This is a genomic window from Streptomyces hygroscopicus subsp. hygroscopicus, from assembly GCF_001553455.1.
Taxonomy (GTDB): Bacteria; Actinomycetota; Actinomycetes; order Streptomycetales; family Streptomycetaceae; genus Streptomyces; species Streptomyces hygroscopicus.
Genome location: NZ_BBOX01000331.1, coordinates 1 through 13311 on the forward strand (window position 1 = coordinate 1; position 13311 = coordinate 13311).

The following is a 13311-nucleotide window of genomic DNA, read 5'->3' on the forward strand; positions in this document are numbered from 1 at the left end:
CCGCCCCGCGGCCCTCCGCCCCGCGGCCCTCCGCCTCGCAGCCCTCCGCCTCGCAGCCTCCACCCCGCGGCCCTCTGCCTAGCCGCCCTCCGCCCCGCGATCGCACGCACCGGACGCCGCGTGGCCCGCCCTCCGGCGGACGGCGCTACGTCCGGCACCCGCCCCGGACGATCAGCCCCTTCCGCCTGAGCAGCGGCAGGACCTGATCCCTCACCGCCGGGGCCAGCCGCACATCCGGTTCGTCGCCGGTGATCCACCGCAGGTCCGCCAGCTCGGCCGCGGGCCGGGGCTCCCGGCTGATGCCCGCCTCGAAGACGGTCAGTCTCATGGGCACCCCCTCGATCGCCGCCAGGGCTTCGACCTCGGCCAGGAGGCGCGGCTCGAGCGGCCGGACGCCGAGTTCCTCGTCCAGCTCCCGGACCAGGGCCTCCACCGGCCCCTCGGCCCGGTCCGGTTTGCCGCCCGGCAAGTAGAAGATCTCGGGAGCCGCCTTCTTGCTCACCACCAGGAGGCGGCCGTCGCGTACGACCGCGGCCGCCACCACCAGCAACGGTCCCGTCCCAACGGCGCCCCGGGGGATCGCCATGCCCTCGTCCTGTGTCATGTACGGCATCCTTCCAGGCGCCTTCCGCCGCGCGCCGCCGTCCGGGAGGATCGGCCCGCCGCCACCCGGGCGGCCCTGGTGAGCGGTGGCGAACCGCCGGTGCCGAAGGGACAGAAGATCGGCCTGTGGGCCAGGCTGGGCGACGGACGGGCCGCGCACCGGCTGCTCGGCCGGTACCTCACCCCGGCCCGGCCGGCCGGTGACGGCGGGACGCCCCCGCAGGGCGGGGTCTACCGGTCGCCGCCGTGCGCCCACCCGCCCTTCCAGATCGACGGGAACTTCGGTGTCACCGCCGCGATCGCCGAGATGCTGCCGCAAAGTCACCTCGTGCGGGACGGGGCTCCCCTGATCGAGCTGCTGCCCGCGCTGCCTCCGCGGTGGCCGGGCGGCAGGGTGACCGGTCCGCGCGCCCGCGGCGGCATCACCGTCGAGGAACTGGTCTGGGCGGACGGGAGCGTGGGGGCGGCGACGCCGGCCGCGACCGCTGACACCACCGTCGGGATCCGCCGGCGGGACGGCGACGGCACGGGCCGCCTACCACGCCTCACCCTCACCGCCGGGCAGCGGGCCACGGTCGTCTGGACGAAAAGCGACCCGTTCGGGCCCGCGCCGCGGCGGTCGCACCGGACCCGCCATTGCACAGAGGACCGGCGTTTCGGCTCATCAGGGGCGGATCGGATATCAGCCGTAAAATGGCGTCTTGGTGGGCACTACTTTTCGGACAGCAGTCACAGCGAAACTCACCATTAACAGGAATTTACCAGTGAGAAATACCACCCAACGAAAGAACAGCGGACGGTAGCGATCCCCCTCCGGAGAGGTAGATGGTCGTCACAGGCAACCATCTCCGCTGAGTGAAAGGGTTGATCACTGTGTGCGGCATCACCGGCTGGGTCTCCTACCGCCGCGACCTCACCTTCCACCGTTCGCTCCTCGACACCATGACGGAGACGATGGCCTGCCGGGGCCCGGACGCGGCCGGAGCGTGGGTGACCGACCGGGCGGCGCTCGGCCACCGCAGGCTGGCGGTCATCGACCTGCCGGGCGGAGCCCAGCCCATGACCGTCGACACGCCCGACGGGCCCGTCAGCATGGTCTACTCCGGTGAGGCGTACAACTTCACCGAGCTGCGCGACGAACTGCGCCGCAGGGGCCACGGCTTCACCACCGACTCCGACACCGAGGTCGTCCTGCGCGGCTACGTCGAGTGGGGTGAATCCCTCACCGAGAAGCTGAACGGCATGTACGCCTTCGCCATCTGGGACTCCCGCAGCGAGAAACTGGTGATGGTCCGGGACCGGCTGGGCATCAAGCCGTTCTACTACTACGAGACCGACGACGGCGTGCTCTTCGGGTCCGAGCCCAAGGCCATCCTCGCCAACCCGCTGGCCGCCCCCGTGGTCGGCCTCGACGGGCTGCGGGAGATCTTCTCCTTCGCCAAGACACCGGGCCACGCGGTCTGGCAGGGCATGAAGGAGCTGCGCCCCGGCCACCTGGCCGTCGTCGACCGCAACGGCCTTCGCGAGCAGGCGTACTGGCGCCTGGAGGCCGTGGAGCACACCGATGACCAGGCGGCCACCGTCGCCCATGTGCGGGAGCTGCTGGAGGACATCATCGCCCGTCAGCTCGTCGCCGACGTGCCCCGCTGCACCCTGCTCTCCGGGGGACTCGACTCCTCGGCGATGACCGCGCTCGCCGCCCGCCGGCTGGGCGAGCAGGGCGAGACCGTCCGCAGCTTCGCCGTGGACTTCCCCGACCAGGCCGAGAACTTCCGCGCGGTCGACGTGGCGCCCAGTGTGGACACGCCGTACGTGCACGCCGTGGCCGAGCATGTGAAAAGCGACCACCGGGACATCGTGCTCGACGGCTCCGCCCTGTCCGATCCGGACGTCAGGCGGGCCGCCATCGGAGCCAGGGATGTGCCCCTCGGGCTCGGCGACCGGGACAACTCGCTCTACCTGCTGTTCAAGGCCGTCCGCGAACAGTCGACCGTGGCCCTGTCGGGCGAGTCGGCCGATGAGGTCTTCGGCGGTTACCCGTGGTTCCACGACGAGCGGCGCGAGGCGGACACCTTCCCGTGGCTCGCCGGAGGAATGACGCTGGGCGAGACCAAGAGCCTGCTGTCCGACGACCTCACGGAGAAGCTGGACCTGGACACCTACCTCCATGACCACTACCTCACCGCACTGGGCGAGGCGCCGGTCAAGGACGGTGAGACCGGTCTGGAGAAGCGCATGCGGCAGGTCTGCTACCTGCACCTCACCCGCATGGTCAACACCCTGCTGGACCGCAAGGACCGGATGAGCATGGCCGTCGGCCTGGAGGTCAGGGTGCCGTTCTGCGACCACCGCCTGGTCTCCTACGTCTTCAACACCCCCTGGGCGCTGAAGACGTTCGACGGGCGGGAGAAGAGCATCCTGCGCGCGGCCACCCGCGATGTGCTGCCCGAATCCGTCGCCAACCGCAAGAAGAGCGGTTACCCCGGCAGCTTCGACCCCGCCTACCTCGCCGCCATCAAGCAGCAGGCGAACGACCTCCTCGCCTCGGGACACCAGGCCCTCGAACTGTGCCGCACCCAGACGCTGAAGGAGGCGATCGCGGCACCCGCGGAGACCATCTCCAACCGGCAGCGCGCCGTCATCGAACGCGCCCTGGACCTGGCCACCTGGTTCGACCTGCGCAAGCCCACCATCACGCTGGACTGACGCCCGCGGCCCGGGAGCCCCACAGGGGGTGGGCGGGGACCTGGTTCACCGGGTCCCCGCCCACCCCCTCCGGTTCTTTCGGCGGCCGTCCGGCAGCGCTCGGACGGCCGCCAGGGACGGCTGCGCCGGGACCGCCGCCACGGACGGCTGCGCGGGGACCGCCACCACGGACGGCCCACGGTTCAGGCGTCCCCTCGCACCGGCCCTTCGGCGGCCCCGGCCGCCGGCGGGGCCGTGACGTAGCGGACGAGCATCGCGACGAGTTCGTTCTCGAGCCGGGTGGTGTCGATGGAGCCGGGCGCGGCGATGAGCTGGTGCACGGCGAACTCGACCGTGGTCACGATGAGCCGGGCGGCGACGTCCGTGTCCCCGACCGTGACCTCGGGGTGGCGCTCGAGCAACTCCCGTGTGTAGGCGATCCGTTCCCGCTCGTACTCGGCGACCTTGGTGAGCAGCTCGGGAGAGCGGGGCCCGTACTCGGCCATGACGCGGAGCAGCCGCGGGTCGTCGTGGTGGTTGTCGATCGCCAGGCGCACGAATCCACGGATGATCTCTTCAAAGGACCCGGGCGGCTCCTCGTCCCAGCGGCCGCTGACGGCCTCCGCCCCGGCGTGGAGGTGACGGGCGATCAACTCGACCAGGATCGCATCCTTGTTCGGGTAGTACTGGTACAGCGAGCCGATGGAGACCCGCGCCCGTTCGGCGATGCGGTTGGTGGTCCCGGCGGCGTAGCCGTATTCGGCGAAAACGTGAGCAGCGGCAGTGAGGATGCGCTGCCGGGTGAGTTCGGCCCGGGCCTGGCGAGGCTGTTTACGTGGCCGAAGTCCACGGCGGCCGGATGTCATGACACCTCCTGGAGGGCGCCTTGGAAAGCGAGTGGCGCAGGACCTGAGTAATTACTCACAATGGTGCCATGAACTGCGGCGGAGCGGTCCACGACCGCCGTGTGCGGGCGGGAGCGGGCGAGCGGAACGGGCCCCCGCGCCCGCCGTCCCCCTCCCGAAAGGAATCTTCGTGACGACGCGTACCAGCACCCGCCCCCGGCGGGTCCCGCCGGCCGAGGTCCGCGCCCGGCTCGGGGAGCCCGAGCCCAGGACGAAGGCCAAGATCCTCGACCGTATCGACGACTACTTCCGGCTCTTCATCGCCCATTCGCCCTTCCTGACCCTGGCCACGGCGGACGCCGCGGGACGCGCCGACTGCTCACCCCGTGGCGACTACCCGGGGTTCGTGAAGGTCCTCGACGAACACACCCTCGCGATCCCGGACCGGCCCGGTAACAAGATCGCCGACTCGTTCCGCAACCTGGCCGAGAACGACGGGATCGGGCTGCTCTTCCTCGTCCCCGGGCTGCGCGAGACGCTGCGCGTCAACGGCCGGGCGTATCCCACCGACGAGCCCGATGTCCTCGCCCGGATGCAGACCGAGGCCCGGGAGCCGGAGTTGGCGCTCGTCGTCGAGGTGGCGGAGGCCTACTTCCACTGCGGCCGGGCGCTCGTCCGGTCACGGCTGTGGGACCCCGCGAGCCAGGCCCTCGCCGGCGAACTCCCCTCGGCCGGTGAGATCGCCGTCGGCCAGTTGGGACTCGACATCGATCCGAAGATGTTCGAACGCGGCCTCGAAGACGGCTACCGGCAGCTGTACTGACCGCGCCACCCGGCCGAGCCAACCGACACACCACAAGGTGAATCACCGATGCAACAGACCATCGTCGAGGACATTGACCAGGTCGCCGAGGACGTCGTCTCCCTGAACCTGCGAGGCGCCGGCGGCCCGCTGGCGCCCTGGGAACCGGGGGCCCATATCGATGTGGCCCTGCCGAACTGGCTGACCCGGCAGTACTCGCTGTGCGGGGACCCGGCGGACCGGGAGTCCTACCGCGTCGCGGTACGGTACGACCGCCTCAGCCGGGGCGGTTCGGAATACATCCACCGCTTCCTGCGCCGGGGCCGCCCCCTCGAGGTGTCGCCGCCACGGAACCATTTCCCGCTCCTCCCCGCGCCGGAGTACCTCTTCCTCGCCGGCGGGATCGGCATCACCCCCATCCTGCCGATGCTGCGGGCGGCGACCGCGGCGGGGATTCCGGCGTCGCTCGTGTACCTGGGTCAGTCGGTGGAGACCATGCCCTTCGCCGACGCGTTGCGCTCCTCCTACGGCGACCGGGTGCGGATCGTCGCCACGCGGCAGCAGGGCAGACCGGACCTCGCCGCTCTGGCAGCCGCGCTCAACCCCGGTGCCCTCGTCTACGCCTGTGGCCCCGGGCCGATGCTCACCGCGGCCGAGGCCGCGTTCCCCGCCGGGCGGCTGCACGCGGAGCGGTTCCGCCCGGTGCCCAGGTCGTTCGCCCCCGCCACCGCGTTCGAGGCGGTGTGCGCCCGATCGGGGCGGACGGTCCGGGTGGCGCCGGACGAATCGCTGCTGGACGCCCTGAACCACGCCGGGCACCGGGTGGCGTCCGGATGCCGCGAAGGCGTCTGCGGCAGCTGTGAACTGACCGTCGTCGAGGGCGATCCCGAGCACCGGGACGACATCGGCGCCCCCGCGGGCCGCATGTACGCCTGCGTGTCCCGCGCACTCACCCCGCAACTCGTCCTGGACCTCTGACCAGCAGGCGAGCAGACCCGAACGGAAGGCGAAGAACGACATGCTGCCCAAGGTACGCACCCCCGAATCGCGGCGGATGATCACGCTGGAGGTGCGCGCGAACACGAGGCTGACGCCCGGCTTCTCGGTCATCACACTCGGCGGCCCGGAACTGGAGCATCTGACGTACACGGGATTCGACCAGACCGTGCGGCTGTTCTTCCCGCGCGAGGGACAGGAGCGGCTGAGGATGCCGAGGCTCTCCAGCGAGGCGTGGATGGCGGAGATCCTCCTGCTGCCGAAGTCACGCAGGCCCTGGGTCCGCAACTACACCATCCGGCGGGCCCGGCCGGAAGCCGGTGAAGTGGACATCGAGTTCGCCCTGCACGGCGACGCCCCGGCCTCCGCGTGGGCCCTGCGCGCCCGGCCCGGAGACCCGGCGGGCATCTTCGACATGGGCCTGACCTATCTGCCGCCGGCACACGCCGGATGGCAACTCCTCGCCGGGGACGAGAGCGCCGTACCGGCCGTCCTCGCCATCCTCGAACACGCGCCCGCCTCGCTGGTCGCCGACGTCTTCCTGGAAGTGGCCGAGACCGCCGACATCCGCACGGACCTCACCGTCCCCGAGGGCGTCCGGGTGCGCTGGCTGGCCCGGGACGGCGCGGACACCCTGCCCGGCAGACAGGCTCTCGAAGCGATCAAGGAGGCGTCCCTGCGGCCGGGCCGGTTCTACACCTGGGTCGCCGGGGAGTCCGGACTGGCCACCGGGCTCCGCCGCCACCTGGTGCAGGACCGCTCCGTGCCGAAGTCGGACATCGCCTTCTTCGGCTACTGGCGGCACGGCCGCTCGAGCCCCGGCTGATCCCGCCCCCGCCCCGGCGCGCCCGGTCCCGGACCTCCGCCGGTGAGCTCACACCGGCGGAGGCGGATCCGCTCACCGGTGGCGCGGGGAGCTCACACCGGCGGAAGCGGGTCGTACTGGATGCCACGGCGCACCTGACGCGCCCGCTCCGGCGACGCCAGCCTGGCCACCAGGTGAAGAGCCATGTCGATACCGGCCGAGATCCCCGCGGAGGTGACCAGGTCACCGTCGTCGACGAACCGCTCCCCGGGCCGTACGTCGATCGTCGGGTCGAGCTCCGCCAGCCGGTCCAGCGACGCCCAGTGCGTGGTCGCGGGCCGCCCGGCCAGCAACCCGGCCGCCGCGTAGACCAGCGAGCCCGTGCACACACTCGTCATCAGCGGGACCGATCGCCGCTGGGACCGGACCCACTCCAGGTGCTCGGCGTCCTCCAGCTGCGGCCGGGTCCCCCGGCCGCCGGGGTGCAGCAGCACCTCCAGTCGGGGCAGGTCGGCCATGGCGTGGTGCGCCGCGACGGTGAGCCCCTTCGCGCAGGTGACGGGGTTGCCGTCGGCGGAGAAGCAGAACACCCGCCACCCGTCCTCGGCGAAGTTGCGCGTCCAGTACGACAGCACCTCCCACGGACCGATGGCGTCGAGCTCTTCCACGTCCGGGAACAGCAGGATCCCGATCTTCCGCGTGTTGTCCTGGGTCATGCCGCGATCCCATCAGATCCGCTGCCGCCCGGCCACGGAGTTCCGGCGCACATCGGCCACGGGCGGCGGGCGGCGATGCGGCGGGCGGCGCGGGTGTCGACGCCCGAGCCCGCACCGGCGCCGCTCGGGCCCGGTCAGCCGGGGGTGACGACGTCCAGCACGGCCTTGCCCCGCACGCGCCGTCCCAGCAGCGCCCGCGCCGCCTCCGGAGCGCGCTCCCAGGAGCCGCGCCAGCCGATCTGCGGGTCCAGCCGCTTCCCCTCCAGCAGTTTCACCAGATGCGCCAGGTCCGCTCCCAGGGGCGAGTCGACCCGGAAGACCTCCAGCCGCCGGTGGCCGCCGCGGTGGCGTTCCTGCTCGAAGTCGATGGTGGTCGGCAGGCCGGACGCCTTGCCGATGGCCTGCGCCGTGCCGCCCGGCTCGACCAGGGCGAACGCCTCGGCCAGTTGCGGGCCCCCGACATTGTCCAGGACGCCGAAGACCGGCTCGGTCACCTTCTCGAGGCCGACCACGACCTCATCGGCCCCGAGGTCCGCCAGCCCCTCGCCGCGCTCCGGACTGCCCACCGAGGCCACGACGTGGGCGCCCGCCCGATGGGCCAGCTGCACCGCGAAGCGCCCCACACCGCCCGAGGCGCCCGTGATCAGTACGCGGCGGCCCACCACCGGGCCCAGCCCCCGCAGCGCCTGGAGCGCGGTGACTCCCGCCACGGGCAGGGCACTCGCCTCGCCCAGGTCCACGGAGTCGGGCACGGTGGCCAGTTCCGCGGTGTCCGCGGCGCGCAGCTCCGCCCAGCCGCCCGTCCAGCCGAACGTCACCACCCGGGTGCCGACCGCGGGACCGGAACCGTCGGCCGCCGCCCGGGCGACGACTCCGGCGGCGTCCCAGCCGGCGATGTCCCCGGGGCGGGACCGGCCCTCGCGATAGGCGAGTTCACCGAAGTTGAAGGACACCGCGTGGACCTCGACCAAAGCCTGCGACTCCCCCGGCTCCGGATCCGGTGCCTCGCCGAGACGCAGGCCCTGAGGAGCCCCGGGGTCGTACAGCAAAGCGCGCATCGCCATCGCTTCCCTTCTGTTCGCCTGTCCGCGGCGGCGAGCCGTGGTCATCCGTGCGCAACCGGGCGGGCGCGCCGGGTATTCCGTCCGCCTCCGGCCAGCTGACGGAGCGTCCGGCGGCCCCCTACCGCCGGAGCACCGAGGAGAGCCGCGCCGCGGGTGGCTCGCCGCCGAGGAAGTCCAGCAGCTCGCCGGGGGTCGGCCCGGTGGCCGGGCCGTGCCGGGTGACCGCGAACGCCGCCGCGGCGTTCGCCCCTCGCACGGCGGTGTCCAGGTCCAGCCCGTGGCCGAGAAGGGCCAGGAACGCTCCCGTATGGGCGTCGCCGGCGCCGTTGCTGTCGACCGCGGTCACCCGGCGGCCGGGGATGTGCACGGCCTCTCCGCCGGGCGGGACCAGCCAGCAGCCGGCCGCGTCGGCCCGCAGCAGCACCCCGGTGCGGGGGCCCAGCCGGGCGGCGAGCGCGGCCGCCGCCTCCCGCGCGTCGTCCCGGCCGGTCAGCAGCCGCCCCTCGCGCTGGTTGCAGCTGACCCAGTCGCAGCGCGCCAGGACGGGTTCCAGCACCTCCTTTGGGATCTGGTCGACCAGCGGACCCGGATCGAGGAAGACCCGGACGTGTTCCGGCAGCCGCGCGACGAGTGCGGCCAGGACCGGGCCGTTGTCCGGGTAGGCGAGGCCGTACCCGGAGATCTGCACCATGTCGCCGGGGCGCAGCGCGGCGAGCACGGCCGCCGCGTCCGTCCCGGTCAGCCGGGCCTCGGCGCCGAGACTGGTGGCGAAGGTGCGCTCACCGCCGCCGTCCACGAAGGCCACGCAGAATCCGGTGTCCGCCTCCGCAAGCGGGGGCAGCAGCACCTCGATGTCCGCCCGGGCGAGGTCCGCCCGCACCCGGTCGCCGAACGGCCCGGTGCCGTGCGCCCCCGCGTACACGGCCCGCAGGCCCAGGCGGCGGGCGGCGGTGAGGACGTTGAAGCCGCCGCCCGTGGTGAGGGCGGTGTCGCTGGAGACGATGTCGCCGCCGCGTTCGGGCAGGGCGGGCACCCGCATCACCAGGTCGACGATGGCGTTGCCTACCAGGACCAGCCGGCCGCCCGTGACCTCGCCGGGGGCGCCGGGGGCGCCGTCGTGGCCGGTCATGAGGTCTCCCGCGCGGCCGGAGCGGACGGGACCGGCTGCTGGGCGCGCTGCCCGGCGGCCTCCTCGCGGACGGTGCCGTCCAGTCGGCGCAGCAGTGCGTAGACGGCTGCCGCGAGCAGCAGGGTGACGACCCAGCCCAGCCCGTTGGACCCGATCCAGCTGTGTGCGAACGGTCCGGAGAACCACACGTCGGTCGCGCTGGTGCTCGCCTCGGTGAACAGCAGGCCCACCACGATGGCCGCCGCCCAGGCGGTCATCGCGGTCCAGGCGATCCCGCCCCGGAACCAGTAGCGGCTGGAGCGGCCGACGTCCATGAGGGCCGCGCCGTCATAGGACCGGCGGAGTATCAGATCGACCGCGAAGACGCCCACCCAGGCGTTGATCGGCACGGCGAGGAGGGTGAGGAAGGTGATGAACGGGCCGTAGAAGTCCTTGGCGATCAGGATGAAGTAGATCCCGCCGGCGAAGGTGACGACCACGTCCAGGCCGACGGCGAGGGTGCGCCGGACCCGTATGCCCAGGGTGATCATGGTGAGTCCGGCCGAGTAGACGGACAGGTGGTTGGAGAGCAGCAGCCCGCCGAAGGCGGCGATCAGATAAGGGATGGACATCCACGAGGGCAGCATCGTGTTGATCGCCGAGACCGGGTCGGAGGCGGAGGCCAGGCCGGGTTCGCCCGCCGCGAGGAGCGAGCCCAGCGAGATCAGCACGACCAGCGGGATACCGGCGCCGAAGGCGGAGGCCGCCACCAGCCTGCCGCCGGGGATCCGCCGGGGCAGGTAACGGGCGTAGTCGGCACCGGTGTTGGCCCAGCCGATCCCCGTACCCGCGGCGATCATGCCGACGCCCACGACCATCGAGCTCACCGGCCCGACCGGGGCGTGGAAGACCTTGCCCCAGTCCACGGTGGTCGCGAGGAAACCGATCACGACCAGGTTGAGCAGGCCGAAGAGGTAACTGGCCCACCTGTTGATCCACATGATGGTGGCGTGTCCCAGACCGCTGATCAGCAGGGTGCAGCCGATGAAGACCAGCAGACACACCACGGTGAGGACGGTGTTCCGCCGGATGCCGAAGGCGGCGTCGAGCAGGGCCAGCAGCGCGAAGGCGGCCGTGGTGGTGTTGATGGTCTCCCAGCCGAGCCGGCTCATCCAGGTGACCAGCGTGGGGCCGGCGTTGCCGCGGACCCCGAACACCGCGCGGGAGAGGGTGAGAGCCGGCGCCCCGCCCCGCTTCCCGGCGATGCTGAGGGCGCCGACCAGGGCGAAGGAGCCGAAGGACCCGAGTACGGCCACGACGGCCGCCTGCCAGATGTTCAGGCCGCGGAAGCTGACCAGGGCCGCACCGAGCGGCAGGCCGAGGATGCTGATGTTCGCCGCGAACCAGGTCCAGAACATCTGACTCGCGTGGCCGTGGCGCTCGGTGTCCGGCACCGGCTCGATGCCTCGGGTCTCCACGGAGCCGACGCGGTCGTTCTCTGAAGCCGCCATGGTGGTACCTGTCTTTCTGTCCGGGGCCCTGTCCGAGGGCGCTCCGGGGCGGATATGGGGGCGGGCACAGGGGTCACTCGGCCGTACCGGCGCGCAGCGCGAGCAGGGCCGTGGCCAGCGGTTCCAGATCGAGACCGTTGACCGAGCGCAGGGTGGCGAGGGCCTCACCGGGCAGCTGAGAGGCCCCGCTGACGGCACCGGCGACGGCACCGGCGACAGCGCCGATGGTGTCGCAGTCACCACCGAGGTTGGCCGCCAGCAGGCACGCCCGCCACGGCTCGCCCTCGGCGAGGGCCAGCACGGCGAAGGCGGCGGGGACCGACTCCTGGCTGGCGACGCTGGTGCCGACCAGGTCGCAGATCCGGTCCAGGGCCTGCCGCTCGGGCAGACCGCGGACCAGGTCCACGGCCCAGCGGATGCGGGCGGCGATACCGGCGCCGGCGACCCAGTGGCCGCGCTCGACGGCGGCCGCGGCCGCCGTGACGGCGGCGTCGAAGGCGTCCTCCAGCCCGCCGCCGTCGATGCCCCGGCTCACCGCCGCGGCCACGGCGGCAGCCGAGGCGATGCCGATGGAGGTGTCGTGGGTGACCTGGCACGCCTCCGCGACCCGGTCGAGGAAGGGCTCCAGCGGTACGCCGGAGAAGGCGACGCCGACGGGGGTGATCCGCATCGCCGCGCCGTTGGTGGCACCGGACTTGCCCGCCTCGTGCGGCGGTACGCCGCGGGACACGGCCTCCAGCGCGGCCTTCGTGGAGGGGCCGAGCAGGTCGAAGGAGCCCTTCGCCTTCATGGCGCGCTCCCACTCCAGCAGCTCGTGCGCGAGCCGCAGCGGGTCGACGCGTCCGCCCGACTCGATCAGCAGCCGGCCGACGATGACGGCCTGATCGGTGTCGTCCGTGACCGAACCGGCGGGCATTCCGGCACTCACCGGGTTGTCCTCCGGGCCGGGTTCGAAACCGGTGACGGTGCCGAACCGGGCGACGATCGCCCGCCGGGACATGATCTGGGTGGGCATACCGAGGGCGTCACCCATCGCCAGGCCGTACAGGGCGCCGAGCGCGCGGTCGTGCTGGTGGTTCATCCGGACTTCCTGGTCTTCCGTCGTTCTTCGGGTCGTTCTTCGGGTCGTATTTCGCGCTGGTCTTCGCGCTGGTCTTCGGGCCGGTCTTCGTGCCGGTCTTCGGGCCGGTGCGCGAAGGTGGTACGGCGGCGCCGGGCGGGCGCCGGGGGCACGCTCATCCGGGCTGCTCGCCGAAGCCGAGGTGCAGCTGGAAGCGGCCGGGGTCCAGCAGACTGGTCACCTGCTCGACGATCCCGCCATCGGCTCCGCGGCTGATCCGGCGGGTGTTGAGCCAGACCTCCCCCTCCCGGCGGCGGAGCAGCGCCGCCTCGTCGGCGCCCAACTGCCGCACGGACGCCCACTCGTCCCCGTGCGTGGCCCGCATGCCGACGGCGGCGAGGGTCTTGGTCAGCGAGCCGTCCAGGAGCCCGCCCAGCGGGACCTCGGCCAGGGCCGGGACCATCGGGACCCGGCTGCGCTCCAGCGCCACGGGGGTGCCCTCCGGCAGTACGCGCAACCGGTCCAGCGCCATGAACTCGACGCCCTCGATGCCGAGTTCCTCGGCCAGCTGGGCATCGCGGACCGCTTCCAGCCGCAGGACCTCGGTGGTGATCCGGGCGCCCCGGTCGGCCAGCGCCCTGGTCCAGCCCAGGCGGTTGTCCAGCAGGCCGCCGTCGAAGGTGACGAACGAGCCGACGCCCGCGTGCGTCGAGATCAGCCCTTGTTTGCTGAGCTCGTCCAGCGCCTGGCGGACGGTGGCCCGGCTGACCGCGAAGCGCCGGGTGAGCGCGTGTTCGCCGGGCAGCCTGCTGCCCGGCTCCAGGGCTCCGCTGTGGATCTCGCGGGCCAGAACGCGGGCGATGCGCTGATGCTTGAGGACCTGTTTAGGCATGTCCGGACCTTAGACGTACATGTTCAGTCCTGTCTAGAGTCGGAAAGCACCCAGATATCCGGCGGACCGCTCCACGGGCGGCGGGCCGTTCCACGAGGCGGCGCGGCGCCGCCAGGCCGCCGCCAGGGCCGGTGAGCCGGGCCCGCCGGGCCCAGCCCGGGTGCCCGGCCCTGCCGGTACGGGTGCGCACCGGCGGGGCCGGGATCCCGCACGCGGTCCGAGCG

13 protein-coding genes are annotated in these 13311 nt (G+C 72.6%); 5 read left to right on the plus strand and 8 right to left on the minus strand.

The window, feature by feature from the left end; all coding sequences use genetic code 11:
- Positions 1 to 145: 145 nt before the first annotated feature.
- Positions 146 to 604, minus strand: a complete 459-nt coding sequence (locus tag AXW62_RS29710) for an NUDIX hydrolase (protein WP_060947230.1) — start codon at positions 602 to 604, stop codon at positions 146 to 148.
- Positions 605 to 703: 99 nt separating this feature from the next.
- Between AXW62_RS29710 and AXW62_RS29715 the strand changes: the two genes are divergently transcribed.
- Positions 704 to 1354, plus strand: coding sequence for a glycosyl hydrolase family 95 catalytic domain-containing protein (locus AXW62_RS29715; RefSeq protein ID WP_159060987.1), 651 nt, complete (start codon positions 704 to 706; stop codon positions 1352 to 1354).
- Positions 1355 to 1476: 122 nt separating this feature from the next.
- Complete coding sequence (asnB, locus tag AXW62_RS29720; protein WP_060947240.1) at positions 1477 to 3309, plus strand: asparagine synthase (glutamine-hydrolyzing); 1833 nt, start codon at positions 1477 to 1479, stop codon at positions 3307 to 3309.
- Between the two features lie 182 nt (positions 3310 to 3491).
- Here the strand turns inward: asnB and AXW62_RS29725 are convergent, their stop codons facing one another.
- Positions 3492 to 4154: a TetR/AcrR family transcriptional regulator gene (locus AXW62_RS29725; protein ID WP_060947232.1), complete on the minus strand. Its 663-nt coding sequence runs from the start codon at positions 4152 to 4154 to the stop codon at positions 3492 to 3494.
- Between the two features lie 169 nt (positions 4155 to 4323).
- Here AXW62_RS29725 and AXW62_RS29730 point away from each other — a divergent pair, with 169 nt between their 5' ends.
- Genes AXW62_RS29730 through AXW62_RS29740 form a run of 3 tightly spaced genes read left to right on the plus strand, consistent with a single transcriptional unit; the run spans position 4324 to position 6757 of the window.
- Complete coding sequence (locus AXW62_RS29730; RefSeq protein WP_060947233.1) at positions 4324 to 4956, plus strand: MSMEG_1061 family FMN-dependent PPOX-type flavoprotein; 633 nt, start codon at positions 4324 to 4326, stop codon at positions 4954 to 4956.
- A 48-nt stretch (positions 4957 to 5004) separates the two neighbouring features.
- A complete protein-coding gene (locus tag AXW62_RS29735) occupies positions 5005 to 5913 on the plus strand; it encodes a PDR/VanB family oxidoreductase (protein WP_060947234.1) in 909 nt (302 codons plus the stop codon).
- Between the two features lie 40 nt (positions 5914 to 5953).
- Complete coding sequence (locus tag AXW62_RS29740; protein WP_060947235.1) at positions 5954 to 6757, plus strand: siderophore-interacting protein; 804 nt, start codon at positions 5954 to 5956, stop codon at positions 6755 to 6757.
- 92 nt (positions 6758 to 6849) lie between these two features.
- Here AXW62_RS29740 and AXW62_RS29745 read toward each other — a convergent pair whose 3' ends face one another.
- The 6 genes from AXW62_RS29745 to AXW62_RS29770 all read right to left on the minus strand — a co-directional run bounded on the left by AXW62_RS29745 (position 6850) and on the right by AXW62_RS29770 (position 13087).
- Positions 6850 to 7452 carry a DJ-1/PfpI family protein gene (locus tag AXW62_RS29745; protein ID WP_060947236.1) on the minus strand — a complete coding sequence of 201 codons (603 nt, stop codon included), beginning with the start codon at positions 7450 to 7452 and terminating at the stop codon, positions 6850 to 6852.
- Positions 7453 to 7586: 134 nt separating this feature from the next.
- Entirely contained in the window at positions 7587 to 8510 is a 924-nt protein-coding gene (locus tag AXW62_RS29750) for a zinc-binding dehydrogenase (RefSeq protein WP_060947241.1), read from the minus strand.
- Between the two features lie 124 nt (positions 8511 to 8634).
- Positions 8635 to 9645, minus strand: a complete 1011-nt coding sequence (locus AXW62_RS29755; RefSeq protein WP_030839533.1) for a PfkB family carbohydrate kinase — start codon at positions 9643 to 9645, stop codon at positions 8635 to 8637.
- The gene (locus AXW62_RS29760) at positions 9642 to 11135 is read right to left on the minus strand and encodes a purine-cytosine permease family protein (RefSeq protein ID WP_060947237.1); all 1494 of its coding nucleotides are present in this window, start codon (positions 11133 to 11135) and stop codon (positions 9642 to 9644) included. The genes AXW62_RS29755 and AXW62_RS29760 overlap by 4 nt, the downstream gene beginning before the upstream one ends.
- A gap of 73 nt (positions 11136 to 11208) precedes the next feature.
- Positions 11209 to 12216 carry an ADP-ribosylglycohydrolase family protein gene (locus tag AXW62_RS29765; protein WP_060947238.1) on the minus strand — a complete coding sequence of 336 codons (1008 nt, stop codon included), beginning with the start codon at positions 12214 to 12216 and terminating at the stop codon, positions 11209 to 11211.
- 154 nt (positions 12217 to 12370) lie between these two features.
- Entirely contained in the window at positions 12371 to 13087 is a 717-nt protein-coding gene (locus AXW62_RS29770; protein WP_060947239.1) for a GntR family transcriptional regulator, read from the minus strand.
- Between the last annotated feature and the right edge of the window lie 224 nt (positions 13088 to 13311).